Raw genomic sequence first — 24,821 nt, 5'->3', positions numbered from 1 at the left:
GTCTCAAACGAAGCAGGGGATCTCAGGTGCCTACGGGTCGAGTGAAGTGGTACGACGCGACCAAGGGATACGGGTTCGTCACCAGTGACGAGGGTGGCGACGTGTTCCTGCCAAAGGCCGCGCTACCGGCAGGTGTCACCGACCTGAAGGGCGGCCAGCGCATCGACTTCAGTGTGGTGGACAGCCGGCGTGGTACGCAGGCGATGGGGGTCAAGCTGCTGGAGGCCCCGCCGTCCGTGGCGGAGCTGCGCCGTCGACCGGCCGAGGAGCTGCACGGACTGGTCGAAGACATGATCAAGGTGCTGGAGGCGAAGGTGCAGCCGGACCTGCGCCGGGGTCGCTTCCCGGATCGTAAGGCCGCCCAGAAGATCGCTCAGCTGGTCCACGCGGTGGCCCGCGAACTGGAGGTCTGAGGCACCAGCCCGGCGTCGGCGGCCCGGCCGAGCAGCGCCTCGACGGCGGCGAACCCGGCCTCTCCCAGGTCGGCGGTGAACTCGTTGACGTAGAGGCCGATGTGCCGGTCCACCACGTCGGGCTCCATCTCCTGGGCGTGTTCCAGCACGTACCCCCGGCTGGCCGCCGGGTCGGCCCAGGCCTGCCGGACGGACTCCCGGATCCACCCGGCGGCCTGCTGCGGGTCCACCACCCCGCGTCGGGCCAGGATGGCTCCGAGGGGGATGGGCAGGCCGGTGTCGCCTTCCCACCACTCGCCCAGGTCGACGAGTGCGGTCAGCCCGTGTCGCGGGTAGGTGAAGCGAGCCTCGTGGATCACCAGCCCGGCGTCGTACCGCCCAGCGGCGACGCCGGGCATGATCTCGTGGAACGGCACCACCTCGATGCGCCGGGGGGTTCTCCCGGCCGACCAGAGCCGAAACAGCAGGTACGCCGTGGTCCGGTCACCGGGCACCGCCACGGTGGCGTCGCGCAGATCGGTGCGGTCCGGACCGCCGTCGCGATCCGCCCGGGTCAGCACCAGGGGCCCACAGCCGCGCCCCAGCGCGCCGCCGCAGGGCAGCAGATGGTAGTCGTCCAGCAGCCACGGCAACGCCGCGTAGCTCACCTTCACCAGATCGAAGGCGCCACGCTCGGCGGCGGTGTTCGTCACGTCCACGTCGGCGTAGGTCACCTCGACCGGGGGTGCCCCGGGCACCTGCCCGTGCACCAGGGCGTGGAAGACGAAGGTGTCGTTGGGGCAGGGCGAGATCGCCATCGAGAGCGCCACGCCCCCACCGTATCCCCGCCCTCTCCGCCGACGCCGGGCGGTCGGCACCGCACCCTGCCCGGTCACACTGCACCCGGCTCGGTCACACCCCACCGGCCCCGGTCACACCCCACCGCCGTGACAACCCGACCCTGGGCCCTCCGGGTCCGCAGCCCTCCGGTCCGCCGAGCCTGCGGCTGGCGTCCAGACGTGGCGTACGCGGTGGGGATTGACGGGCATGTCGCGGCGGACCGTGTCAGATACGGCCCCTGTCGAGCTGAGAGCAGCAACGGATCACCCATCCCGATGCCCGTCTTGGCAACAGCGGCTCCTGCGGGGTTGTCCTGACCCTCATCGCCACCTCGGCGTCAGGAATGCCGATGACCATCCTGTCGGGATGGGTGTCGCTGGCCGGTGCCATGGATTGCGTGGGATGCCCGCGCAGGGCGCCCGCCTGCTCGTCGCTGGAGGTCTGCTGGATCCGTCTGCGGCGATAGCGCAGACGGTTCAGCTCGACAGGGGGGCTGGGGGACACCCTCGGTCCTGCCGACGTACGTTGCCGGGCCGGTTCGCGCTGCTGGAAGGCAGGCGGTCCCCAACCGCTTCCGGGTTATCCACAGGGTTGTCCACAGGTGGACGATCGGGGTTGAGTGGTCTGGGGCGGAGCGGAAGCATCGATGGCATGGGGGACGGGACGGTTGTCGACGGTCTGGCTGATCTGGGTTCTTTGCTGCGGTTGCTGCGTCGGCAGGCCGACCTGAGTCAGCGCGAGCTGGCCGCGTTGTCTGGTGTGCCGCAGTCAACCGTGGCGCGCATCGAGTCGGGGCAGAGCACCGATCCTCGGTTCCAGACCGTGCAACGGCTCATTCGAGCGGCTGGCGGGAGGTTGCGACTTGCCAGCGCAAATGATGCTGCCTCTTCCTGCCGGTGCGAAGACGCACGCCGCGAGGTGATCCAGGATGACACCCGGCGCGACGAGGCGGGGCGGCGGTATCCGGCGCACCTGGACGTGCGGAAGGTCCGTACGTTGAAGGACTGGTCGGGTGCCTGGTGGGCGCATTCGTACACCCTTCCGCCCGACCGGTGGCCGTTGCGGGTACCCGAGGTCACGTACGACCTCGATCGTGGTCGTCGAGACGAGCGGCGCCTGCGGGAGCGGCTGCGTGACTCGGTGCGGATTCGACGGGTCACCGACGGTGTGCCGGACGGGTGCTGGCGTCTGCTGGCCGAGCTGCCCGACGGGGACATCGTCGGCGAACTGCGCGCTCATGTGCGCAGCCTGGACCTGCTGTTCGGTGAGGATTGGGGCGACCAGCGTGAGGTCGTGCTGGACGGGGTGCTGGTGGCGCCGGGGCTACGGCTGCTCGGTCTCGGTCGCCGGCTGGTGACCCGGCTGGCCGAGGAGACCCGTCTCGCGGGCCTGCCGGCAGTGTGCGCCACGGCGGAGTTCGGTGGGATCGATTTCCTGCTGGCCTGTGGATATCAACTCGACTGGAGTCGGCCGGCCACGCTTCGTCTGCCGCAGCCCTGATCGGCCGGTCAACGTAGGGCGACGGCGGCAACCGCGACGGCGGCCGTGGTCAGGGCGGCGAGGGCGTCGGACAGGCGCCAGGCGTCCCGGTCGCGGGGGCCGATCGGGTTCGAGATGGTACGCAGTTCGACGAAGGGAACCCCGGCCTGACGGGCGGCGACGGCCACGCCGTACCCCTCCATGGCCTCGGCCACCGCATCCGGGTGCCGCCGCCGCAGCGTCTCGGTGCTGGCCGCGGTGCCGGTGACCGTGTTGACCGTCAGCACCGCGCCGACCGTGGCCGTGGGCAGTGCTGTACGCAGGGTGGCCAGCAGTTCCGCGTCGGCGGACACGGCCGGGCCGCCGCCGAGCAGTGCGGGCGACATCCCCAGCTCGTCGATGGGGAGGAAACCGTCCGGCGACTCCGCGCCCAGGTCGGCGGCGACGGCTCGGGTGCCGAGCACCACCCCGCCGACCGGTACCTGGTCGGCGAAGCCGCCGGCCACCCCCGCGCTGATCACCCCCCGGTACGGCCGACCGGCGGCCTCGGCGAAGGCCAACAGTCGGCCGGTCGCCGCTGCGGCGACCGCCGCTCCCACCCCGACCGGGACCACCGCGATCGTCGGATCGTCCAGGCCGGCCTGGATCGCCTCGGCCTCGGCGGGTACGGCGGTGACCACGAGCAGGCCGGTCACGAGACCGACCCGGGTGAGTTGCTGCGCGTCTCGTCCTCGCCGCCGGTCCCGGTGACCGCCGAGGAGGGCCGGTAGATGTGGAAGCCCGGGGGTGCCAGGTCCGGCTCCTCGGCGGCGGTACCCCCCTGGGCGGGAGCGGGGGAGGTGGGGGCGTTGTCCTCGGTGTCCTCGGTGTGCTCGGCGGCCTTGCGGTCCCGGTCGGCCTGCTTCTTGGCGGCCCTCTCGTCGGCCGCCCGCTCGGTGGCCTTCAGTTCCTCGTCGGTCAGGGGTCGGCCACGGAGCCGTTCGGCGCGCAGCCGGTGGGCCATCACCAGCCCGCGTACGGCGGCGAGCACCCCGACCCCGGCGGCGACCGCGATGCCGACCCGGCCGTGGAAGGGTACGAGTCCCAGCCCGCCGCCGGCCACGAAGGCGAGCATCAGCACGGTCTCGGAGTGGGCGAAGGAGCTGGCTCGGAGCCGTTCCGGGATGCGTTCCTGGATCGAGGCGTCCACAGCCAGTTTCGCGATGCCGCTCATCATGGCCGCGACCACGCAGAGCAGGGTGACCATCGGCAGGGAGAAGGACAGCGTGGCGAGTACGCCCACCCCGGCCACGATGACCATGCCGCTGGACTGGAGCGCGGTCGGGCGGTGGATGCGCAGCCGGGTGCCGAGGGCGGTGGCCAGGAAGGTGCCGACCGCCAGCGCCCCGCCGACCAGGCCCAGCGCCCCCTTGTCGCCCAGGTCGCGGCCGAACAGCACCGTGGTCAGGTCACCGGCCTTGATGGTGAAGGCCAGAAAGAGCAGCAGGAAGCCGTAGATGGCACGTAGTACGGCCGCGCCGACCAGGTTGGAGATCACCAGACGGCCGGCGGGTCGGCCCCGTCCGAGCGGGCGGTCGCCGGTGGCTCGCCGCAGAGCCCGCAGCGGTCGGGGTACCCGCTCCGGCGGTTCGGAGTCGGCCTTGGGCGGCAACCGTAGGGCGATCACCATGCCGACCAGGAAGATGATCGAGGCGACCCGTAACGGCCACTGCGCCCCGAACCAGAAGGCGGCCAGCCCGATCGGCGCGACCAGGGCACCGGCGACCGTGCCGTACACGCTGGCCCGCGCGCCGACCTGGGACAGGCCGAGCCCTTCGGGCAGCAGCCGGGGGACGGCGGCGGAGCGGGCCACCCCGTACGCCCGGGACAGCGCCAGCACCCCGAAGGCCGCCGGATACAGCCCGAAGCCGTGGATGTAGTCCGAGATCATCCAGGCCAGGAAGGCGCGGCCCAGCATGGTCGTCGCCAGGGCGTACCGGCGGCCGTGCCGGAAGTGGTCGAGCAGCGGACCGACCACCGGGGCGAGCATGGCGAACGGCACCATGGTCACCAGCAGATATAGGGCGACCTTGCTGCGGGCCTCGCCGAGCGGCACGTTGAAGAAGATCGTTCCGGCCAGGCCGATGGCGATCAGGGTGTCCCCGGCGCAGGAGACCGCGTGCAGATCGAACATGCGGACCATGCCGGTCTCCCCGCCGGCCCCCCGGGTCCGCGCCCGGGCGGCGCTGCGGGTCACCCACCGGCCCCCGCTGAGGGAGCCACGGAGCAGCAGCCGAATGGCACGGATGCCGGTGCCGACGGTCCGCCCCAGGAGGGACCGCTCGGAGTGGGAGGACAGCGGCATGGCACCCATCCTGACCTATCGGCCGCCCGGATGCCGCACCACCTTCGGAGAACACCTCTGGGGAGTGCCTCACGGTCCGGCCCACCCATGGGGAACAATGGTTGGGTGACCAGGCCTGTCTCCGCCCGCGCCGCTCGTCTCGACCAGGTCTGCGCCGCCGCCGTAGAGGTGGCGCGTGCCGGCATCACCGAGGTGGAAGCCACCGAAGTCGGTGAACATCTCCAGGCTGTCGCCGAGGGCGATCGGCTCGTCACCCACTACTTCGAATGCCTGCTGGCCGGCTATCGCGGCTGGCGGTGGGCGGTCACCGTCACCCGGGTGCCGCGCAGCCGTACGGTGACCATCTGCGAGGCCGTGCTGCTACCCGGGCCGGATGCGCTGCTGGCACCCGGCTGGTTGCCCTGGCAGGAGCGACTCAAGCCGGGTGATCTCGGTCCCGGTGATCTGCTGCTCACGCCCCCGGACGACGAGCGGCTCCAGCCTGGCTATCTGCTCTCCGACGACCCGGTGGTGGAGGAGACCGCCTGGGAGTTGGGGCTGGGCCGGGCCCGGGTGTTGTCGCGGGAGGGGCGTGCCGAGACGGCCCAGCGCTGGTACGACGGCGACCATGGCCCGACGGCACCGATCTCGGTCTCCGCTCCGGCCGCCGCCCGCTGCGGCACCTGCGGCTTCTACCTCCCGCTCGCCGGGCAGTTGCGGCAGTGCTTCGGGGTCTGCGGCAACTTCTACGCCCCGGACGACGGCCGGGTGGTCAGCACCGACCACGGCTGTGGCGCCCACTCGGAGACCTTGATCGAGGCCGAGACGGCGGTGGAGGAGGTCCCCGCCATCTACGACGACAGCGCGGTGGAGCCGATGTCGGTGTCACGGGCACCCGGGTCGGTCGAGTCGGGTGAGCCCTCGGAGCCGTACGGCCACCCCTGATCGGGCGGGCCGGAGCGGTCGGTCGCGGTCAGCCGGTGGCGCGGCGGCGGCGTCGGTGGGCGTCGTGCCGCATCATCGCGGCCAAACCGGGGAAGCCCCACAGGAAACCGGCCAGGCAGATCCAGAGCCAGTCTTCGTGACCGCTCGCGGCCAGCCGGTCTCGGAACAACAGCAGCACCAGACCGGCCACTGCCCACGCCGCCATGCCGACCAACGCGAATGGAACCATCGGCGGGTCTAGTGGTTCAGGTCTGGGCTGCGGCTTCGGCACCTGGTCAGGGTACGCGACCGACGTTTGCGGGTTGCCGATCATCTGGGACGATGCGCGCGACGACCTGATCATCCGCTGTGAGGTTTCTGATGGCAGTAGCCCCGCTCGACAACAGCACACCCCCTGACCCGAGTCAGCCGCGCAACGGCTTCGACCGGTACTTCGAGGTCACCGCCCGCGGCTCGACGATGAGCCGCGAGGTACGGGGTGGTCTGGCCACTTTCTTCACGATGGCGTACATCGTGGTGCTCAACCCGCTGATCCTCGGTGGTGCCGTCGACGGTGACGGCAAGGCCCTGGCCATTCCGGCGATCGCCGCGGCGACCGCGCTGGTCGCCGGTCTGATGACCATTTTGATGGGCGTGGTCGGCCGGTTCCCGCTCGCCGTCGCCGCCGGTCTAGGCGTCAACGCCCTGGTGGCGTACGAGATCGCGCCGGAGATGACCTGGGCCGACGCCATGGGTCTGGTGGTCATCGAGGGTCTGATCATCGCGGTGCTGGTGTTGACCGGCCTGCGTACCGCCGTGTTCCGCTCGGTGCCGACCCAGATGAAGACCGCGATCGGGGTCGGTATCGGCCTGTTCCTGACCATCATCGGTCTGGTCGACGCCGGCTTCGTCCGGCGGATCCCGGATGCGGCGAACAGCACCGTGCCGCTGGGCCTGGGCATCGGCGGCAAGCTGGCCAGCTGGCCGACCCTGGTCTTCGTGCTGGGTCTGCTGCTGACCCTGGTGCTGGTGGTACGCCGGGTCAAGGGCGCGATCCTGATCGGCATCTTCGCCTCCACCGTGCTGGCCATGATCGTTGAGGCGCTGGGCAACATCGGCCCGTCCTTCGTCAACGGGGAGCCGAACCCCAAGGGCTGGTCGCTGAACGTCCCGGTCCTGCCCAGCAATCCCATCGACGTGCCGGACCTGTCGCTGCTCGGCCAGTTCAACGTGCTCGGCTCCTGGGAGCGGGCTGGCTGGCTGGTCGTGTTGATGTTCATCTTCACCCTGCTCATCACGGACTTCTTCGACACCATGGGCACGATGGTCGCGGTCGGGCAGGAAGGCAGCATGCTCGACGAGCAGGGCACTCCGCCGCGGACCAAGGAGATCCTGCTGGTCGACTCGATCGGCGCGGCGGCCGGTGGCGCGGCCAGCGTCTCCAGCAACACGGCGTTCGTCGAGAGTGCCGCCGGTGTCGCGGAGGGCGCCCGGACCGGGGTGGCCAACCTGGTCACCGGGACGCTGTTCCTGCTGGCCATGTTCCTGGCCCCGCTGGTCGTGGTCGTACCGTTCGAGGCGGCCTCCGTCGCCCTGGTGGTGGTCGGTTTCCTGATGATGACCGCGGTACGGACCATCGACTGGGCCGACTACGAGATCGCCATCCCGGCGTTCCTCACCATCGTGTTGATGCCGTTCACCTACTCGATCTCCAACGGCATCGGCGGCGGCTTGATCGCCTACGTGGTGATCAAGCTGGCCAAGGGCAAGGCCCGTGAGGTCCACCCGTTGCTGTACGGAGTGGCGGCACTGTTCGTGGTGTACTTCCTGCGCGGTCCGATCGAGGCGCTGGTGTTCTGACATCCCAGGCTCGGGCCGGGTGTGGGTTCGCCACACCCGGCCGGGGTGGGGTGAGGGTGGTCATATTCCCTGCGGTCCGGCCAGCTCATTAGTTAGGCTAACTATCGTGACGGAGCGGACGGTGACGGCGCAGAGCATGCCACCGGCGCAGCTGGCCCATCAGCTGCGTGATGCGATCACCCGGCTCAACCGGCGGGTCCGCCAGGCCCGGCCGGTAGGTGACCTGACGGTCACCCAGTTGTCCGCGCTCACCAGCATCCGGCTGGGCGGAGCGCTCACGCCGCGGGAACTCGCCGACGTCGAACGGGTGCAGCCACCGACGATGACCAAGATCGTCGCGAAGCTGGAGGAGCGCGGCCTCGTGCAGCGCACCCCGCACCCGACCGACGGGCGGCAGGTGATCCTCGCGGTGACCGCGGGAGGTCAGGACGTGCTCGACCAGTTCGAGCGGGTCCGAGACGAATGGCTAGCCCGCCGGCTGACCGAGCTGAGCGATACCGACCGGGAGACCCTGCAACACGCCGCAGAGATTCTCCAGCGACTCTCCCGCGCCTGACGCCGCACACCCGGTGTGCGCCGCGCCGTCCGACGACGACGACGCGTACCACCGCGAGGAGGCGCACCGAGAGTGCAGGCACGGTTGAGCACGATGTTCCAGTCCCTACAGGTCCGCAACTACCGGCTTTTCGCATCCGGGCAACTGGTCAAACTGATCGGCGTCTGGATGATGTTCATCGCCCAGGACTGGCTGGTCCTCGAGCTTTCCGATGATTCGGCCACCGCCCTCGGCGTGGTGGTCGCGCTCCAGTTCACCCCCGTACTGCTGCTCACGCTGATCTCCGGCCGGCTGGCCGACCGGTACGACAAGCGGATGCTCCTGTTCGTGGCCAACGCCTTCTGGACCGTGCTGTCCCTGGCGATGAGCCTGCTGGTCGTCACCGGCCTGGTGCAGCTCTGGCACGTCTTCGTCTTCGCCGCGCTGCTCGGTACGGCCAACGCGGTGGAAACCCCGGTTCGGCAGGCGTTCGTCTCCGAACTGGTCGGCACCCGACTGCTTCCCAACGCGCTCTCCCTCAACGCGGCCGTGTTCAACTCGGCCCGCATCGTCGGGCCGGCCGTCGCCGGCCTGGCCATCGCCGCCTTCGACGTCGGGCCGGTCTTCATGGTCACCGCGCTCAGCTCGATCGCACCCCTGGTCACGGTGGTGCAGATGCGAAGCTCCGAGCTGCACCGCGCACCCCTGCTGCCGCGTGAGGAGCGGGCCGCCGCCACCGTGCTGGACGGACTGCGGTACGTCGGCCGTCGCCCCGACCTGTTGCTGCCGATGGTGGTGATGTCGGTGATCGGGATGGCGCTGTTCAACTTCCAGCTGACCCTGGCGGCGCTGGCGAAGACCGTGTTCAACACCGGCGCGGCCTCCTTCGGCCTACTCAGCACGACCCTGGCGGTCGGTGCCCTGGTCGGCGCGCTGGCCGGTACGGGTCGGCGTAGTCGCCCGTCGGTCTGGCTGGTGCTCGGCGCCGCCATCGCCTGCGCGGTCTTCGGCACCCTCGTCGGGCTGGCACCCACGTACTGGATGGTCGTGGCCCTGCTGCCGCCGACCGGCTTCTTCATGGTCTACTTCGCCCAGGCCGCCAACCAGCGGGTCCAACTCGGCACCGACGCGGCCTTTCGGGGACGGGTCATGGCGCTGTGGGTGCTGGTGTTCCTCGGCACCAACCCGGTCGGTGCGCCCGTGATCGGCTGGATCGCGGAGACCTTTGGTGCCGGTGTCAGCATCTGGGCCGGCGGCCTGGTCTCCCTGGTCACCGCCCTGCTCGCGCTGGCCTGGCAGCTCCGCCGCGACGGCGCCCGACTGCGGTTCCGGATCCTGCCCATGCCGCGCTTCTATGTCACCGAGGTCTGAGCGCCCGGGCGGCCGGATACTGGAAAAACAGCGACGTCACTGTCCGAAGCGGCATAACTTCGTTGGGTGGAGGTCCTGCGCTTACTGCTGCTGTCCCTGGCCCTGATCGCCGTGGTCTTCGTACCGGTGCTGATCGCGCTCGTGGTCTGCACCGACGAGGTCCTCGCCCGCTTCACCTGCGGATTCGACGAGTGGCGCACCCGGCGACGGGAACGGCGCCTGATCCGACAGCTCGATCAGGCGGTAACGGCCGGCGGGGAGGCCCTCGACGCCCTCGACAGCCCCGACCGGCGTCCCCTGGAGCAGCTCGCGGCGGATCTGCGGTGCCTGCGTCGGAACCGGCTGGGCGGCGCCGCCGTAGTGTGGCACAGCAGCGTGCTCGACGCGTACGACGACCGGCTCCGGCGGGCCTGTCGGGCGCTGGGCATCACCGAACACCTGGTCGAGTTGACCGGTATCGACCGGCAGCTCGAACGGGTCCGGATCGAGGGTGAACTGGACGCCGCCGGTCTCCGCCTGCCGGCCGCCCGCCCCGGCCAACATCAGCGCCACCACTAGCCCGGGTGCGCCGGGGGCCGGGCCTGCGGCCTGAAATCCTGCGTCGATGCGACTCTTCATCGCGGTCTACCCGCCCGCCGAGGCGATCGGACACCTGTTCCGTACGGTCGCCGGGCTCAGACTCAGCGCGGCGGCAGCCGCCGGGGCGAAGGTACGCCTGGTCGCCCCCGACCGCGCCCACCTCACCCTCGCCTTTCTCGGTGAGGTCGACCCCACCCGGCTGCCGGCCGTGCAGCAGGCGCTGCGGCTAGCCGTCGACATGGTCCATAGCGGTCCACCCGTGCTCCGGCCACCCGTGCTCCGGCCACCCGTGCTCCGGCTCGGCGGCGGTGGTCGGTTCGGCCAGGGCCGCAGCACGGTGGTCTGGACCGACGTCCACGGCGAGGTCGACGGCCTGGTGACCTTGGCCGGTGCGGTCCGCGCCGAACTGGCCGCGATCGGGGTGCCCACTGACGACAAGCCGCTGCGGCCCCATCTGACCATCGCCCGCCCCGGTGACCGACTGCCCCCCACCGACCTGGACGCCGACCTGGCCACCCTCGACGGCTACCGTGGCCCACCCTGGCCCGTAGCCGAACTGGTGCTGGTACAGACCTGTCCCGGCCCTCCCCCCACCCACCACCCCCTAACCACCCACCCCCTCTAACCCACCCACCCCTGCGCCCTGCCACCCGCCCCCGCTGCCGCCGCCCTCGACCGCCCGCCGATCTTGCACTTTCGGTCGCCGATTCGCACCGGTATGCGCGTTTTGCGGGGACAGAAAGTGCAAGATCGGCGCGGCGTGCGCTCGACGCGGCGTGCGTTCGGCGGGCGGGGTGCGGGTGACGCCCGGGTGGGTCAGGAGGATTCGCGGGCGGCGGGGCCGGTGCCGAACAGGACGTCGTCCCAGCTGGGCAGGCGCTTGCGCGGCTTGCTGCCGGCCTCGGTCGACTCGGCGGCACCCGCGGCGGGCGTGCTGGTGCGACGAGGACGCAGCACCGCCAGCGAGGGTACGGCCGGCACCTCCTTCGGCGCGTCCGCGTCGTCGTCGAAGGCGGAGCCCTGACCACCACCGAGCAACGCCGCAGCGCCACCGGAGACGGCCCGCTGCCGAGGGGAATCCGGGGTGCCGGCCAGCGCGGCCGGGGTGCGGGGTTCGAGGCCCCGACCCGAGGTCGAGCCGAGTGGCCGATCGAGGGAGGCGAGCAGGGCGTCCCGGCCCGCGCGGATCGGGTCACGACCAGCGCGGCCCGACTCGGCCGGTGCCGGCAGCCCGTGGCCACCCCGGGTGGGCTCGCCGCGCGAGGGACCGGGCAGCCCGTGGCCGCCCCGCTCCGGTGCCGGCTCCTGCCCGAGGATCGGGGTGGGGCGTTCGGCGCAGAGGTACTGCGCCATGTCGTCGTGCGGGGTGACCGACTGGCGGGTCTTGTCCAGATCCCAGACCGCCTGGGCGGTGGCCTTGCCGGACGGCCAGGTGGCGACGATCCGCCAGGTGCCGTCGTCGCGACGCCATGCGTCCCAGGAGATCTTCTCGGTGTCGATGCCGTGCTGGGCGAGTCGCCCGTTTACCACCTCGGCCAGCGGGGTCGGCTTGTCGGCACCCTTGAGTCGGGTACGCCGGGCGTGCTGGGCGAGCATGGCCCGCTCCTGAAGCACCGGACCGGCGTAGCGGAGCACCCGGTCGACCGGAACCCCCGCGATGCGGGCGACGTCCTCGGCGGACTCGCCGGAGCGGATCCGGGCCTGAATGTCCCGAGGGGACAGGGACGGAATCGGATCGGCGGTGGTCGGTGCCACCGTCAGCGTCGGTGCACCCGGCTCGGCGTGCAGCACTCCGGCGACACGCTCGTCGATGGGCAGGGCGAGTAGCCGCCCGACCTCGTCGGCGAGCACCAGGGCCTGGCCGTCCTCGGAGAGGGCGACGAAGCGTACTGGGCGCATCGCGTTGCCTCCGTCCCGCTTCGCTGGCCGTTACGCCACGAGCCGGCCACCCGGGGCGTTGAGGACCACGGTACGCCCATCCGGGTCCAGGTGGGAGACGCCACGCCCGAGCAACTCGTGCTGAGCAGCCTTGTCCGGTGCTGGTGGGGGCTGTGCGGCCGGTCAGTCGCCAGGGGCCGACAGGGGCGGTTCGACCCCGACGGTACGACCATCGCACGGCCGGTCCGTTCAGCGTAGCGGGCCCGGCCGACCGCGCAGGGTCGACCGGGCCCGGTGTCTCAGCGGCGGGTCAGAGCCGCTCGACCACGTAGTCGATGGAGGCGGTCAGGGCCTCCACATCGGCCGGCTCGACGGCCGGGAAGAGCGCGATGCGCAGCTGGTTGCGGCCCAGCTTGCGGTACGGCTCGGTGTCCACGATGCCGTTGGCCCGCAGCGCCTTGGCGATCGCGGTCGCGTCCACCCCGTCGGCGAAGTCGATGGTGGCGACCACGTTGGACCGCAGGGCCGGGTCGGCGACGAACGGGGTGGCCACGGCGGAGCGCTCGGCCCAGCCGTACACGATCCCGGCGCTCTCGGCCGTGCGCTTGGCTGCCCAGGCCAGCCCACCCTGGGAGTTCATCCAGTCGGTCTGCTCGGCGGCCAGGAAGACGGTGGCCAGCGCCGGGGTGTTGTAGGTCTGTTCCAGCCGCGAGTTGTCGATCGCGGTGACCAGGTCCAGGAAGGCGGGGATGTACCGGCCGGAGGCCTTGATCTCGGTGGCCCGCTCAAGGGCGGCCGGCGACATCAGGGCCAGCCACAGGCCACCGTCGGAGCCGAAGCACTTCTGCGGGGCGAAGTAGTAGACGTCGGTCTCGCCGACGTTGACCTCCAGGCCACCGGCGCCGGAGGTGGCGTCGACCAGCAGCAGCGAGCCCGGGTCGGCGTCGGCCACCCGGCTGATCGGTACGGCGACACCGGTCGAGGTCTCGTTGTGCGGGGTGGCGTAGACGTCCACCCCGGCCTCGGCGACCAGGGTCGGGGCGCTGCCCGCGTCCGCCTTGCGGATGGTGGGCTCGCCCAGGAAGGGGGCGTCCTTGACGGACTTGGCGAACTTGGCCCCGAACTCGCCGAAGCTGGCGAACTGGGCCCGGTCGCGGATCAGGCCGAAGGTCGCGACCTCCCAGAAGGCGGTGGCGCCCCCGTTGCCGATGATGACCTCGTAGCCCTCGGGCAGGGAGAAGAACTCGGCGATGCCGGAGCGCAGCCGGGCCACCTGGTCACGGACGGTCTTCTGCCGGTGCGAGGTGCCCAGGTAGCTGGTGGCCACCTCGGCGAGCGCGGAGACCGCCGCCGGACGGACCTTGGACGGCCCGCAGCCGAATCGGCCGTCGGCGGGCTTGATCTCGTCGGGAATCCGGATGGTCGGAGCGTCAGCCACGGTTTTCAAGATCCTTCCGCATGGGTCGGGGCCCGAGTGAGCAGGTGGGAGTGGACCGATCGGCGGGCGCGTGCTGGGTGGACCGTGGAGCCGGTCGAACCCACCGGCGGCGCTGCCGGCCTTCATCCTCGCACCCGTCGCCGCCGCTCCGGGCGTTCGTCATGCCCCGAACCGTGAGTCGTCTGCCACAGCCCGTGGCCTGGCCCACACCGGAACCTTTTGCGGTACGTCGACCTTCGCCGACCCGGGGGCCCGAGTGTTAACAAGGGGCCCCTGCTCTACCGGAAACGTTAAGCAGGGGCCCTTCCTTACACCTCAGACGCCGTGCGGGACGGCGTCCCAGCCTTCGACCTCGTGCGGCTTGCGGGGGCTCGGGCCGACGTAGCGGGCGGAGGGCCGCACCAGGCGCTGGAGCTTCTTCTGCTCCAGGATGTGCGCGCTCCAACCACCCATCCGGGCGCAGGTGAACATGGAGGTGAACATGTGGGCCGGAACCTCGGCGAAGTCGAGGACGACCGCCGACCAGAACTCGACATTGGTGGCCAGCACCCGGTCCGGCCGGCGGGCCTGCAACTCGGTCAGCGCCGCCTTCTCCAGCGCCTCGGCGACCTCGAACCGGGGTGCCCCCAGCTCCTTGGCGGTACGCCGCAGCACCCGGGCCCGGGGGTCCTCGGCCCGGTACACCCGGTGGCCGAAGCCCATCAGCCGCTCACCCCGGTCGAGGACGCCCTTGACGTAGCTCTCGGCGTCCCCGCTGCGCTCGACGGCTTCCAACATGCTGAGCACCCGCGACGGCGCTCCGCCGTGCAGCGGGCCGGAGAGGGCCCCGATGCCCGAGGAGATGCAGGCGGCGGCGTCCGCCCCGGTGGAGGCGACGATCCGGGCGGTGAAGGTGGAGGCGTTCAGGCCGTGCTCGGCGGCCGAGATGAAGTACGCGTCGACCGCCTTGACGTGCCGGGGGTCGGGCTCCCCGCGCCACCGCTTCATGAAGCGCTCGACCACGGTCGAGGCCTTGTCGATCTCCTTCTGCGGCACCGCCGGCAGGCCGAGGCCCCGGGCGGACTGGGCGACGAAGGACAGCGCGGTGACCGAGACTCGGGCGAGGTCCTCGCGGGCCTGCTGGTCGGAGATGTCGAGCATCTGCTGGAGCCCCCAGTACGGGGCGAGCATCGCCACGGCGGACTGCACATCGACCCGGATGTCACCGGAGTGCACCGGCACCGGGAACGGCTCGGCCGGGGGCAGACCGGGCCCGAACCGACCGTCGACCAGCAGGGCCCAGACGTTGCCGAAGGAGACCTGGCCGATCAGATCCTCGATGTCGACCCCGCGATAACGCAGCGCACCGCCCTCGCGGTCGGGTTCGGCGATAGCGGTTTCGAACGCTACGACGCCTTCGAGTCCGGGTTTGAAATCGGCCATCTCACTACTCCTGGTGTGTGGTCGGTGCGCCCGCCCGGGCTCGATGACCCGGCCCCGGCCGGGTGAGCGCCTTAGGCGACCCTCAGGGATGTGTTCGTGACATCTTGCCTGCTGGTAATCGGGTACGCGACCCACTGTCGATGTGCTGCACACGACATCCCCGGATGCGGCGGCCGTGGCTGATTGGGTGAGACTTGACCGTACGGGCTGGTCGGGGGCGGATCAGCCGGATGGACAGGGGAGGGTACGTGACGGGGGACACACCGCCACCGGCCGACATGCGTAACGAGTACACGGCCGGATCCGGGCTGGTCGAGGCCGACCTGGCCGAGAACTGGTACACCCAGTTCGATCGTTGGTTCGCCGAGGCGGTGGCTGCCGGGCTGCCCGAGCCGAACGCCATGGTGGTGGGCACGGCCGACGCCAGCGGCCGGCCGAGTGGGCGGACGGTGCTGCTCAAGGGGTACGACCCGGAGGGCTTCGTCTTCTTCACCAACTACCACTCCCGCAAGGGCACCGAGGTGGCCGCCAACGCGTACGCCAGCCTGGTGTTTCCCTGGTTTCCCATCCAACGGCAGGTGATCGTGACCGGGGCGGTGGAGCGGATCGACCGGGCCACGACCGAGGAGTACTTCGCCAGCCGGCCGCGCGGCTCGCAGCTCGGCGCGTGGGCCAGCACCCAGTCGTCCGTACTGCCGGACCGGGCCGCCCTGGACGACTCCTACCGGGTGGCGGCGCAGCGGTTCGCCGACGTGGAGCCGATCCCCGCCCCGGAGCACTGGGGCGGGCTGCGGGTACGCCCCGACTCGGTGGAGTTCTGGCAGGGACGGGCCAGCCGGCTGCACGACCGATTGCGGTTCCGCCGTACCGACACCGACTGGGTCGTGGAGCGGCTGGCCCCGTGACCAAGACCGACACCTCCCGGGGGCGCGAGCGGCGCCGCTGGGCCATCGACCTGCGCCCACTGCGGGTGCCGGCGTACCGGCGGCTGTGGAGCGGCAACGCCATCGCGATGTTCGGGTACCAGCTCACCGCGGTCGCCGTACCGGTGGAGATGTACGCGCTGACCCAGGACTCCCTGTGGGTGGGGCTGCTCGGGGTGGCTGCCTTCGTACCGTTGCTGGTCTTCGGGTTGTGGGGCGGCGCGGTCGCCGACGCCCTCGACCGGCGTCGGGTGTTGCTCGGTGGGTCGGTGCTGCTCTGGGTGTCCGTACTCGGTCTGCTGGCGCAGGCCGTGCTGGATGTCGGCAGCCCGGTGCTCCTGCTGGCCCTGGTGGCGCTGAGTTCGGTGTCGTTCGCGATCGCCAGTCCGGCCCGCGCCGCCCTGGTCGGCCGGCTGGTCCCGACCGAGCTGGTGCCCGCAGCCACCACCCTGAACTTCACCACGGCGATGGCCACCTCGGTGCTCGGGCCGTTGACCGCCGGTCTGATCCTCGCCACCTTCGAACTCGGGGTCGCCCTGCCGGTGGCCTACGGCCTGGATGCCGTGCTGTTCGTCGCGCTGATCTGGGCGGCCCTGCGGCTGCCCGCGATGCCGCCTGAGCCGGATCCCGACGGCGGTCCCCGGCAGGTCGGCCTGCGCAGCATCGTCGACGGGGTCCGGTACCTGGCCGGCGCCCCCGTGCTGCTGCTCTCCTTCGCGGTCGACCTGATCGCGATGGTGTTCGCCTTCCCCCGGGCCCTGTTTCCCGAGGTCGCGACCGAGCGGTTCGGTGGTGGCGCGGCGGTGGGCTGGCTCTACAGCTCCATCGCGATCGGGTCTCTGCTCGCCGGGCTGCTCTCCGGCTGGATCGGCCGGGTCCGTCGGCAGGGACTGGTGCTGGTGCTGGCCGTCGTCGGCTGGGGGGTCGCGGTGGCGTTGGCCGGGCTGGCCCGTCAGCTCTGGCTGATGGTCGCGTTGCTGGTGCTGGCGGGTGCGGCCGACCTGGTCAGCGCGGTGGTGCGGCAGTCGATGCTGATCGTGTACGCCCCGGACCGGATGCGCGGACGCCTCCAAGGGGTCAACACCGTCGTGGTGGCCGGCGGGCCCCGCCTGGGTGACCTGCGGGCGGGAGCCATGGCGGCCGGTTTCGGCAGCGGGGTGGCCTGGGTGGGCGGCGGCCTGGCCGCAGCGGTGCTGGCGGTGCTGCTGGCGGTGGCGTTCCCGGCGCTGACCCGGTACCGGGCCTCCGGGGGAGCTCGATGATCGTCGACCGTGGTGAGCGGGCGGCGCACCCGGAAGCTAGGGTCTGGCGACATGGATAACCACGAGCCGCGTCCCCTCTCCGGGGCACAGTGGACCATCTCCGCCGCCGGACACGAGGCGGTCATCGTCGAGGTGGGCGGCGGGCTGCGCGCCTACCGGCAGGACGGCGTCGAGCACCTGGACGGGTACGGCACCGACGAGGTCTGCCCCGGTTCCGCCGGTCAGGTGCTCGCCCCCTGGCCCAACCGGATCCGGGACGGGGACTACACCTTCGACGGGCAGTCGTTGCAGCTCAACATCACCGAGCCGGAGCGCGGCACCGCCATCCACGGCCTGGTCAACTGGTCGGCCTGGCACCTGATCGAGCAGCGGCCGGACGAGGTCACGATCGGGTTCGACCTGCCGCCCCAGCCGGGTTATCCGTGGCCGCTGCGGCTGCGTACCCGATGGAGTGTGGGGCCGGACGGGCTGCGGGCCGAGCACGAGGTGACCAACATTGGCGGGCAGTCGGCACCCTTCGGCTTCTCCGTGCATCCCTACCTGCAACTGCCCGGGGTGTCGGTGGAGGAGATCGCGTTGCAGGTGCCCGCGCAGACCCGGGTGGTGGTGGACGGGCGGTTGCTGCCGGTCGGGGTGACCCCGGTCAGCGGCACGGAGTACGACTACACCCAGCCGCGACGCATCGGCGACGCGGTACTGGATACCGCTTTCGGGCAGGTGGACCGGGACGACGACGGCGGTTCCGCGGTCACCCTGAGCGGGCCGGAGGCGACCAGCGGGTTGCGGATCTGGGCGGACGCCCAGTTCGGCTGGTGGCAGGTCTACACCGGTGACACCCTGACCGGTGAGCGGTTCCGGCGTTCGGTGGCGGTCGAGCCGATGACCTGCCCGCCGGATGCCTTCCGCTCCGGCCGGGATCTGATCGTCCTGGCACCCGGCGACACCTGGCGGGGAGTCTGGGGCATCCAGCCCACCAGCTGAGGCCGCCGCCCGGACCAGCGTGGAGGAGAGTGCAGGTGGAGTTCGCGGAGGTGGTCCGGCGCCGCCGGATGGTGCGCAACTACGACCCGGACCGCCCGGTTCCCCCGGCCGTGGTGGACCGGTTGCTGGACCATGCGGTACGGGCCCCGTCGGCGGGATTCTCCCAGGGCTGGGGGTTCCTGGTGCTGGAGGAGCCGGCGGACCGGGAGCGTTTCTGGGCGGCCAGCACCCCGGCCGGCGGCGGCCGGGAACGCTGGCTGACCGGGATGCGCCGGGCCCCGCTGATCGTGGTGCCGCACGCCAACCGCTCGGTCTACCTGGAGCGGTACGCCGAGGCGGACAAGGGCTGGGCGGACCGCTCGACGGAACGCTGGCCGGTGCCCTACTGGTACATCGACACCGGCTTCGCCGCCCTGCTGATGATGCTGACCGCGGTCGACGAGGGACTGGGGGCGTGCTTCTTCGGGATACCGCCCCAGCGGTGGGACTCCTACCGGGAGGCGTTCGGGGTGCCGGAGGAGTACCACCCGATCGGTGCTATCACTGTCGGTTATCGGGCCCCCGACCATCGGTCACCCTCATTGCGCCGAGGGCGGCGTCCGGTGGAGGAAGTGGTCCGCCGAGGGCGGTGGAGCTGACCCGTACGGGCGGTTTCGTCCGGTTGAGAACCGGACTCCCGGTGGCGAAACTGGCGCCGGGGAGCAGAACGCGGGGTGCGGGGTGCCGCTACGCTGGCACGGACATCGGTGCTGCGGGGGTCGCGGTACCGTGCCGCGACCCTCGTCGGTGTCGTGGTACGAATCGGGTAGGGAGGGGAGCGTGCCGTCGTGATCTTCAGAGCGGTCCGGGACGGGCGTCCCTACCCGGAACACAACCTGACTCTCAAGCAGTGGGCGGAGATCCCGCCCCGACCGCTGCGGCTGGACCAGCTCATCACCACCAAGCGTGAGCTGGCCCTGGACAAGCTCCTGGCGGAGGACTCGACCTTCTACGGAGACCTGTTCCCGCACGTGGTGCAGTGGAACGGGGGCCTCTACCTGGAGGACGGCCTGCACCGCGCGCTGCGCGCCGCACTGCAACAGCGCAACCAGATCCACGCCCGGGTGCTCGTGCTCGCCGAAGCGATCGAGTGACAGTGCCTCTTCCCGCCGGGTCCTGACCCGTACTGAGCTGCGGAAACACGCGATCGGGTGACTCGGCGAGCGGGTGTCGTACGGGGGGCTTACCGTCATCACAGACAACGCGTCTGACAAGGACGGTGAGGGCGATGGCACGCGACGGCGACATCAACGAGCCCACCAGCAGTTTTTCCGACACTGACCTGCGAGCGGACGACCGGTCCGAGGTTCCACCCGCGCCCCCGTCCAGTGGCGGCGCCGCCCGCGCCCTGCTCTGGGTACTCGGCGCGGCGGCACTGGCCGTGGTGGTCCTGCTCGGCGTGCAGACCACCGGGCTCCTGCCCGAGTTCCGCAATCCCTTCAGCAAGGAGCAGACCGACCGTAGCCAGCCGGCGCTGCTGGAGTCGATGCGGGACCTCAGCCGATACGTGGCCGCCGAAGGCAACTTCCAGGTCGTCGTCGACCTGCAGAACGACCGCCGCAACGTGCCGGACTGGCTGCTCAACCAGCGCACCCTGTTCGTCGGATCGGGCAGTGTCGAGGCGTACGTCGATTTCGGGGCCCTCACCGAGGGAGCGATCGTGCAGTCGGCCGACGGAAAATCCGTAGAAGTCAAGCTGCCGGCACCGCAGCTCGGCAAGACCAATCTCGACCTGGACAAGAGCTACGTCTTCGCGGAGGAGCGCGGCCTGCTCAACCGGGTAGGTGACCTGATCGGCAATGACCCGAACCGGCAGCAGCAGGTCTACCAGCTCGCCGAGGATCGGATCACCGCTGCGGCACGGGACAGTGGGCTGGCCGCCCGGGCCGAGGAGAACACCCGCAAGATGCTCGTCGGTCTGCTCGTCTCCCTGGGCTTCGAGCAGGTCACCGTCACCTACGTGGCCCCCTGACCTGCCGGGCGGCTTCACCCGTTCGATAGGGCGACTTCGGGGATCGCCGCCTCCGGCAGTCGGCCGGCGGGCAGCATCCCCGAAGTCGGCTGCGCTGGTTGCCGTGCAGTTGGTTGCTTGCAAATAGCTGCTTGAGGTTGGCTGCGCCGGGCTCGGGCGGGAGCCCGGCGTGGGGAGGTCAGCGACCGGCCATCACGTAGCGGTCCTCGTTGGGCATGATGATCCACAGGGCCAGGTAGATGATCACCTGGGTGCCGGGCAGTAGCAGCGACAGCAGGAACAGCAGCCGGACGAATCCGGCCGACATGCCGAAACGCTGGGCCAGACCGGCGCAGACGCCGGCGAACATGCGCCCCTGCCGGGGCCGAACAAGCTTGCGACTCATCGTGGTGGTTCCCCTCTGCGGCGATCCGCCGCTCCGGTAATCAACGCTAGGGACACGGTCCGCCCTCGCCCTCCGTCCCGAGAACGAATCCCGCCCCGCCCACCCGTAGGTACTTACCCGCGCCCCCCGCACCCCACCCTTCCCCTCCCGCGCGCCCTAGCGCCCGCCCCGCCCCGCCCCGCCCCGCCCCGCCCCGCCCCGCCCCGCCCCGCCCCGCCCCGTCGATCATGGAGTTTTGGTCGGGGCATAATACTCTTAAACGGTCAAATCGGCGACCATAAGTGCATGATCGACGAGGAAGGGGCGGAGGGCGGGGGGAGGGTGGGGTCGGGGTGGAAGTCGGGGTATCGAGCGGGGTGCAGGGGCTAGCATCGGGGCGACCGCTGTCGGCCGGGTGGTGTGGCGCGGTGACGGGGGGCGGGCGTGTCGCTCGACCAGGGGGTCAGGACCGTGGGCGAGACTGGCGCCGATCCGAATGTCGGGTACGGGGCGGCGGGAAGATCCTCGGCGGGGAGTACCCGGATGGTGGGGAGACGACGCGCGGGCCTGGTGGTCGACGCGATCTAGGGCTGAACGGACGGCCTCCACCGGCTGCTAACCTGGCGTCCGTTCGGTAGGCGGGAGAACGACGGTGACCTCTGGCGTGGGGCCGTTGTGGTCGCACCGCAACTCGCTGCGCATCCTGGTCCGGCGCGATCTGGCGGTCAAGTATCAGCAGTCGGTGCTGGGCTACTTCTGGTCCCTGATCGAGCCCCTGGGGATGGGGGCCATCTACTGGTTCGTCTTCGGGGTGCTCTACTCCCGGGACACCAACCGACACCTGGGCGAGGCCGCCGGGTCGTACCCCCTGTTTCTGATCACCGGGATCTTCGCCTGGATGTGGACCAGTTCGGCGCTGAGTGAGGCGACGAACGCCCTGACCGGACAGTCCCGGTTGATCACCACGATGAACGTACCCCGGCAGGTGTTTCCGATCGGTCGGGTGGCCGGCCGGTTCGCCGAGTACGCCGCCGGTCTGCCGATCCTGGCCGGCATCGCGATCTGGTACGCCGCCCAGGGCCGGATCGAGCCGGGTTGGTCGCTGCTGGCCCTGCCCCTGGCCGTGCTGGTGCAGGCCACCCTGTTGATCGGGGTGGCCCTGCTACTGTCCGCCTGGAACGTGCTGATGCGCGACGTGGAGCGGTTCATGCGGTTGGTCATCCGGGTGCTGTTCTACGCCACCCCGATCATCTATCCGCTGAGTCTGGTCCGGGACTCCGGCCTGCCGGGCTGGCTGAAGCTGGGCTACGAACTCAACCCGCTGGTCGGCATCTTCCAACTGCACCACTCGGTGTGGTACCCGGAGGAGTTTCCGTCAGCCCGGATGCTGGCCACCACCGTCGGCATCAGTCTGTTGCTGCTCGTGGTCGGCTGGTGGTCGTTCCGTCGGCTCGAACCCGCCGTGCTCAAGGAGCTCTGATGGGCGAATCGATAATCGAGGCGGAGGGGCTCGGCATCCGGTTCGTCCGCAACCGTCGGCGGCAACTGCGACTGCGGGAACTGCTCATCCACCGGGGGCGGCGCAGCGCGGCCGACGGCCAGTTCTGGCCGCTGCGCGACCTGACCTTTTCGATCGCACCCGGGGAGACCGTCGGGGTGATCGGCCGCAACGGCACCGGCAAGAGCACCCTGTTGCGGCTGATCGCCGGGGTGCTGATTCCCGACGAGGGGCGGATCAGGGTTTCCGGCGATGTGGCGCCGCTGCTGGAACTGTCCGCCGGTTTCTCCAACGACCTGACCGGTCGGGAGAACCTGTACCTGGTGGGGGGCCTGCACGGGCTGTCGTCGGGCTACCTGAAGCGGCACTTCGAGGAGATCGTCTCGTTCGCCGGGGAACAGGTGGAACGGGCCATCGACACCTCGGTGCGACACTACTCGTCCGGTATGAAGGTGCGGCTGGGCTTCGCCATCATCTCCCACCTGCCACACCCGATCCTGCTGATGGACGAGGTGACGGCGGTCGGGGACGCCGAGTTCCGCGCGAAGTGCTACACGACCATCGATCGTCTGCTCGGGGAGGGGCGCACTCTGGTGCTGGTGTCACACAACGAAAAGGACCTGACCCGGTTCTGCCGTCGAGGATTGTTCCTCGACGCGGGCCGGCTGAGCGTCGACGGCACGATCGCCGAGGCGCTGGCCGCGTACCACGACGCGGTTCCCCGGTGACGCTCGCGATCGTGCTCGCCGCCGGTTCTCCGGCCGCGGGCCTGCCGACGGGCGACGGTACGGCGCTGACCGACCGACTGGCCGCGCAGTGGCGGGCGGCCGGGGTCACGGAGGTACGGTTCGCGGCCGACCTCGACGAGTTGGCCGACCTGGCCGGGACATCCGCGGGTCCGGTGGTGGTCAGCGGTGCCGACCTGGTCGCGCACACCGCCGTACTGCGGCATCTGTTGACAAGTCCGGTCGGGCCGACGGTGGCCTTGGTGCTCACCGACCCGCCGACCGGTGGCCGCACCACGGTCCGTGAGGAACGCGGCCAGGTGGTCGGCGCGGGTCCCGCCCATCGGCTGGACGGCGAGGCCACCGGGGTCTTCGGTGGCGCGGTGCGGGTCGGCCGGGACGACCTCCCGGCGCTGGTCGCCGCCGCCCGGGCCGCGGCTACCGGTCGGCTGGCCGATGTGGCCGCCGGGCACGGGGACGGGGGCGGTGCGCCGGTGGAGCCCTCGGGACCGGCGGTGGACCAGGTCTTCGCCGGGCTCACCGCCCAGGGTGTGCTGGTCTTCGCCCAGCGGGTACGCCTGCTGGTGGCGCACCGGGTGGACGAGGTGAGCGAACTGCACGCGGCGCAGGCCGCGATCGCCGAGGTGGACGAGGACCGGGCCGAGTTGCGGCTGTCGGTCAAGGAGAAGGACGACTTCTTCACTACCTATTTCGTCAGCACCTGGTCCCCGTACGTCACGAAGGCGGCGGCCCGGTTGGGTCTTAGCCCGACCGGGGTGACCATGCTGTCGGTGGGGTTCGCGGTGGCCGCGGCGGCGTTGTTCGCCACCGGCGGCCGGGTGGCCCTGGTCGCCGGTGGGGTGCTGCTCTACCTCGGGTTCGTGTTGGACTGTGTGGACGGCCAACTGGCCCGGTACACCCGCAACTTCAGCGCCTGGGGCGGCTGGCTGGACACCATGGCCGACCGGGCCAAGGAGTACCTGGTCTACGCCGGTCTGGGGTGGGGGGCCACGGCGGCCGGGGTCCGATACGGGTGGGCCCTGGCCATCGCCGCGATGACCCTACAAACCGTCCGGCACATGACCGATGCCTGGTACGGCGTCCTGCACGACGAGGCGGCCCGACGGCCGAAGACCGTCGGCACCGGGGGCGGCGGCATCGGGGACCGGCTGAACGCCGCCTCCACGAAGGTGCAGGCCGACACCGGCTCGGTGTCGTACTGGCTCAAGCGCACCGTGGTCTTCCCGATCGGGGAGCGGTGGGCCCTGATCGCGTTGGCCGCCGCCCTGTTCAACCAGCGGATCGCGCTGCTGGCCGTACTGACCTGGGGGGTGCTGGCGTTCGCGTACACCGGGGCGCTGCGTACCCTGCGGGCCCGGTGGATGCGGGTGCCGGTGCTGGACACCCTAGACGCCCTCCTGCACCGCGACGACGGCCTGCTGGCGGCCCGGCTACCGACGCTGCGTCGCCCGGGGCCGCTGGTGCTAGCGGTGTTCGCCGCCCTGGGTGCGGGGGTCCTGCTGCTGGTGGCGTTGCTGGCGGGCGAGGGTGCGGATCGGCTGCGCTGGACGGTGCCGGTGGTGCTGTTGGTGTTGCTGGTGGGCGCGGCCGGTGCCCGGGCGGCCCACAACGGTCCGCTGGACTGGCTGGTGCCGGCGGCCCTGCGGGCCGCGGAGTACCTGTTCGCCATCGCGGTAGGGGTGATCGGCGGGGCCCCGGCCTGGCTGATCTTCGGGTACGTCTTCGTGCTCACCCTGCACCACTACGACCTGGTGGCCCGGCTGGAGAAGCGGCAACCGGCACCACCGTTGCACCCGGCGACCCTCGGCTGGGAGGGGCGGTCGGTGTTGCTGGGGCTGACGGCGATTGTCGGAATCGTCAGTATTGGTCTCGCTACACTCGGTATCTACCTGTTGGTGCTCTTCGCGGCGAGCGTGGTGCTGGCCTGGTTCGTCCGGCCGGCCCGGGTGCCGACAGGTGCCGGGGGGAACGCGACAACCTGACGGGGGCCGGGAC

General features: G+C 71.0%; 25 protein-coding genes and 1 pseudogene. 18 read left to right on the top strand and 8 right to left on the bottom strand.

Annotated features, from left to right (window positions below; all coding sequences use genetic code 11):
- The first annotated feature begins 26 nt into the window (after positions 1–26).
- On the top strand, positions 27–413 hold the full coding sequence (locus ACLQ2T_RS23760) for a cold-shock protein (RefSeq protein ID WP_425768565.1): 387 nt from the start codon (positions 27–29) through the stop codon (positions 411–413).
- On the opposite strand, the gene ACLQ2T_RS23755 is transcribed toward ACLQ2T_RS23760, so the two are convergent.
- On the bottom strand, positions 374–1,222 hold the full coding sequence (locus ACLQ2T_RS23755; RefSeq protein ID WP_425768564.1) for a 1,4-dihydroxy-6-naphthoate synthase: 849 nt from the start codon (positions 1,220–1,222) through the stop codon (positions 374–376). The genes ACLQ2T_RS23760 and ACLQ2T_RS23755 overlap by 40 nt on opposite strands.
- Before the next feature lie 217 nt (positions 1,223–1,439).
- On the opposite strand from ACLQ2T_RS23755, the pseudogene ACLQ2T_RS23750 reads away from it, so the two are divergent.
- Both ACLQ2T_RS23750 and ACLQ2T_RS23745 read left to right on the top strand, forming a co-directional pair.
- A pseudogene (locus ACLQ2T_RS23750) lies at positions 1,440–2,021 on the top strand (helix-turn-helix domain-containing protein); the annotation flags it as partial.
- A 129-nt stretch (positions 2,022–2,150) separates the two neighbouring features.
- On the top strand, positions 2,151–2,732 hold the full coding sequence (locus ACLQ2T_RS23745; protein WP_425768582.1) for a GNAT family N-acetyltransferase: 582 nt from the start codon (positions 2,151–2,153) through the stop codon (positions 2,730–2,732).
- Between the two features lie 8 nt (positions 2,733–2,740).
- On the opposite strand, the gene ACLQ2T_RS23740 is transcribed toward ACLQ2T_RS23745, so the two are convergent.
- Both ACLQ2T_RS23740 and ACLQ2T_RS23735 read right to left on the bottom strand, forming a co-directional pair.
- Positions 2,741–3,406 (bottom strand): futalosine hydrolase, encoded by a 666-nt coding sequence (locus tag ACLQ2T_RS23740; protein WP_425768563.1) that lies wholly within the window; start codon positions 3,404–3,406, stop codon positions 2,741–2,743.
- The gene (locus tag ACLQ2T_RS23735; protein ID WP_425768562.1) at positions 3,403–5,055 is read right to left on the bottom strand and encodes an MFS transporter; all 1,653 of its coding nucleotides are present in this window, start codon (positions 5,053–5,055) and stop codon (positions 3,403–3,405) included. Before ACLQ2T_RS23735 ends, ACLQ2T_RS23740 begins: the two co-directional genes overlap by 4 nt.
- Positions 5,056–5,142: 87 nt before the next feature.
- On the opposite strand from ACLQ2T_RS23735, the gene ACLQ2T_RS23730 reads away from it, so the two are divergent.
- Positions 5,143–5,979 (top strand): DUF3027 domain-containing protein, encoded by an 837-nt coding sequence (locus ACLQ2T_RS23730; RefSeq protein WP_425768561.1) that lies wholly within the window; start codon positions 5,143–5,145, stop codon positions 5,977–5,979.
- A 28-nt stretch (positions 5,980–6,007) separates the two neighbouring features.
- Here ACLQ2T_RS23730 and ACLQ2T_RS23725 read toward each other — a convergent pair whose 3' ends face one another.
- Entirely contained in the window at positions 6,008–6,292 is a 285-nt protein-coding gene (locus ACLQ2T_RS23725) for a DUF2530 domain-containing protein (protein WP_425768560.1), read from the bottom strand.
- A 47-nt stretch (positions 6,293–6,339) separates the two neighbouring features.
- On the opposite strand from ACLQ2T_RS23725, the gene ACLQ2T_RS23720 reads away from it, so the two are divergent.
- The 5 genes from ACLQ2T_RS23720 to thpR all read left to right on the top strand — a co-directional run bounded on the left by ACLQ2T_RS23720 (position 6,340) and on the right by thpR (position 10,928).
- Positions 6,340–7,818 carry an NCS2 family permease gene (locus tag ACLQ2T_RS23720; RefSeq protein ID WP_425768559.1) on the top strand — a complete coding sequence of 493 codons (1,479 nt, stop codon included), beginning with the start codon at positions 6,340–6,342 and terminating at the stop codon, positions 7,816–7,818.
- Between the two features lie 106 nt (positions 7,819–7,924).
- Positions 7,925–8,374: a MarR family winged helix-turn-helix transcriptional regulator gene (locus ACLQ2T_RS23715; protein WP_327023149.1), complete on the top strand. Its 450-nt coding sequence runs from the start codon at positions 7,925–7,927 to the stop codon at positions 8,372–8,374.
- 72 nt (positions 8,375–8,446) lie between these two features.
- Positions 8,447–9,724, top strand: coding sequence for an MFS transporter (locus tag ACLQ2T_RS23710; protein WP_425768558.1), 1,278 nt, complete (start codon positions 8,447–8,449; stop codon positions 9,722–9,724).
- A gap of 66 nt (positions 9,725–9,790) precedes the next feature.
- Positions 9,791–10,282, top strand: coding sequence for a hypothetical protein (locus ACLQ2T_RS23705; protein ID WP_425768557.1), 492 nt, complete (start codon positions 9,791–9,793; stop codon positions 10,280–10,282).
- 46 nt (positions 10,283–10,328) lie between these two features.
- Positions 10,329–10,928, top strand: a complete 600-nt coding sequence (gene thpR / locus ACLQ2T_RS23700; RefSeq protein WP_425768556.1) for an RNA 2',3'-cyclic phosphodiesterase — start codon at positions 10,329–10,331, stop codon at positions 10,926–10,928.
- 191 nt (positions 10,929–11,119) lie between these two features.
- On the opposite strand, the gene sepH is transcribed toward thpR, so the two are convergent.
- The 3 genes from sepH to ACLQ2T_RS23685 all read right to left on the bottom strand — a co-directional run bounded on the left by sepH (position 11,120) and on the right by ACLQ2T_RS23685 (position 15,041).
- Positions 11,120–12,202 (bottom strand): septation protein SepH, encoded by a 1,083-nt coding sequence (sepH, locus tag ACLQ2T_RS23695; protein WP_425768555.1) that lies wholly within the window; start codon positions 12,200–12,202, stop codon positions 11,120–11,122.
- A 289-nt stretch (positions 12,203–12,491) separates the two neighbouring features.
- Complete coding sequence (serC, locus tag ACLQ2T_RS23690) at positions 12,492–13,619, bottom strand: phosphoserine transaminase (RefSeq protein ID WP_425768554.1); 1,128 nt, start codon at positions 13,617–13,619, stop codon at positions 12,492–12,494.
- Between the two features lie 315 nt (positions 13,620–13,934).
- A complete protein-coding gene (locus ACLQ2T_RS23685) occupies positions 13,935–15,041 on the bottom strand; it encodes a citrate synthase 2 (protein WP_425768553.1) in 1,107 nt (368 codons plus the stop codon).
- A 278-nt stretch (positions 15,042–15,319) separates the two neighbouring features.
- On the opposite strand from ACLQ2T_RS23685, the gene pdxH reads away from it, so the two are divergent.
- From pdxH to ACLQ2T_RS23655, 6 genes are all read left to right on the top strand, one after another.
- Entirely contained in the window at positions 15,320–15,946 is a 627-nt protein-coding gene (gene pdxH, locus ACLQ2T_RS23680; protein ID WP_425768581.1) for a pyridoxamine 5'-phosphate oxidase, read from the top strand.
- Positions 15,943–17,226 (top strand): MFS transporter, encoded by a 1,284-nt coding sequence (locus tag ACLQ2T_RS23675; RefSeq protein ID WP_425768552.1) that lies wholly within the window; start codon positions 15,943–15,945, stop codon positions 17,224–17,226. Before pdxH ends, ACLQ2T_RS23675 begins: the two co-directional genes overlap by 4 nt.
- A 51-nt stretch (positions 17,227–17,277) precedes the next feature.
- The gene (locus ACLQ2T_RS23670; RefSeq protein ID WP_425768551.1) at positions 17,278–18,207 is read left to right on the top strand and encodes an aldose 1-epimerase family protein; all 930 of its coding nucleotides are present in this window, start codon (positions 17,278–17,280) and stop codon (positions 18,205–18,207) included.
- A gap of 35 nt (positions 18,208–18,242) precedes the next feature.
- Positions 18,243–18,845: a nitroreductase family protein gene (locus ACLQ2T_RS23665; RefSeq protein ID WP_425768550.1), complete on the top strand. Its 603-nt coding sequence runs from the start codon at positions 18,243–18,245 to the stop codon at positions 18,843–18,845.
- A 189-nt stretch (positions 18,846–19,034) separates the two neighbouring features.
- Positions 19,035–19,340: a type II toxin-antitoxin system VapB family antitoxin gene (locus tag ACLQ2T_RS23660; RefSeq protein WP_425768549.1), complete on the top strand. Its 306-nt coding sequence runs from the start codon at positions 19,035–19,037 to the stop codon at positions 19,338–19,340.
- Positions 19,341–19,474: 134 nt separating this feature from the next.
- Positions 19,475–20,218 carry a DUF4230 domain-containing protein gene (locus tag ACLQ2T_RS23655; RefSeq protein WP_425768548.1) on the top strand — a complete coding sequence of 248 codons (744 nt, stop codon included), beginning with the start codon at positions 19,475–19,477 and terminating at the stop codon, positions 20,216–20,218.
- 178 nt (positions 20,219–20,396) lie between these two features.
- Here ACLQ2T_RS23655 and ACLQ2T_RS23650 read toward each other — a convergent pair whose 3' ends face one another.
- On the bottom strand, positions 20,397–20,603 hold the full coding sequence (locus tag ACLQ2T_RS23650) for a PspC domain-containing protein (protein WP_327023137.1): 207 nt from the start codon (positions 20,601–20,603) through the stop codon (positions 20,397–20,399).
- A gap of 631 nt (positions 20,604–21,234) precedes the next feature.
- On the opposite strand from ACLQ2T_RS23650, the gene ACLQ2T_RS23645 reads away from it, so the two are divergent.
- From ACLQ2T_RS23645 to ACLQ2T_RS23635, 3 genes are read left to right on the top strand one after another with little or no spacing between them, the layout of a single operon-like run.
- Positions 21,235–22,062, top strand: coding sequence for an ABC transporter permease (locus tag ACLQ2T_RS23645; RefSeq protein ID WP_425768547.1), 828 nt, complete (start codon positions 21,235–21,237; stop codon positions 22,060–22,062).
- Positions 22,062–22,808 carry an ABC transporter ATP-binding protein gene (locus tag ACLQ2T_RS23640; protein ID WP_425768546.1) on the top strand — a complete coding sequence of 249 codons (747 nt, stop codon included), beginning with the start codon at positions 22,062–22,064 and terminating at the stop codon, positions 22,806–22,808. The genes ACLQ2T_RS23645 and ACLQ2T_RS23640 overlap by 1 nt, the downstream gene beginning before the upstream one ends.
- Positions 22,805–24,808 carry a DUF5941 domain-containing protein gene (locus tag ACLQ2T_RS23635; RefSeq protein WP_425768545.1) on the top strand — a complete coding sequence of 668 codons (2,004 nt, stop codon included), beginning with the start codon at positions 22,805–22,807 and terminating at the stop codon, positions 24,806–24,808. The genes ACLQ2T_RS23640 and ACLQ2T_RS23635 overlap by 4 nt, the downstream gene beginning before the upstream one ends.
- The last annotated feature ends 13 nt before the right edge of the window (positions 24,809–24,821 follow it).

The sequence above is a fragment of the Micromonospora sp. DT229 genome (assembly GCF_049844505.1).
GTDB lineage: Bacteria > Actinomycetota > Actinomycetes > Mycobacteriales > Micromonosporaceae > Micromonospora.
The sequence above is the reverse complement of the archived record's forward strand: the minus strand, read 5'-3'. Positions and strand labels throughout refer to the sequence as shown.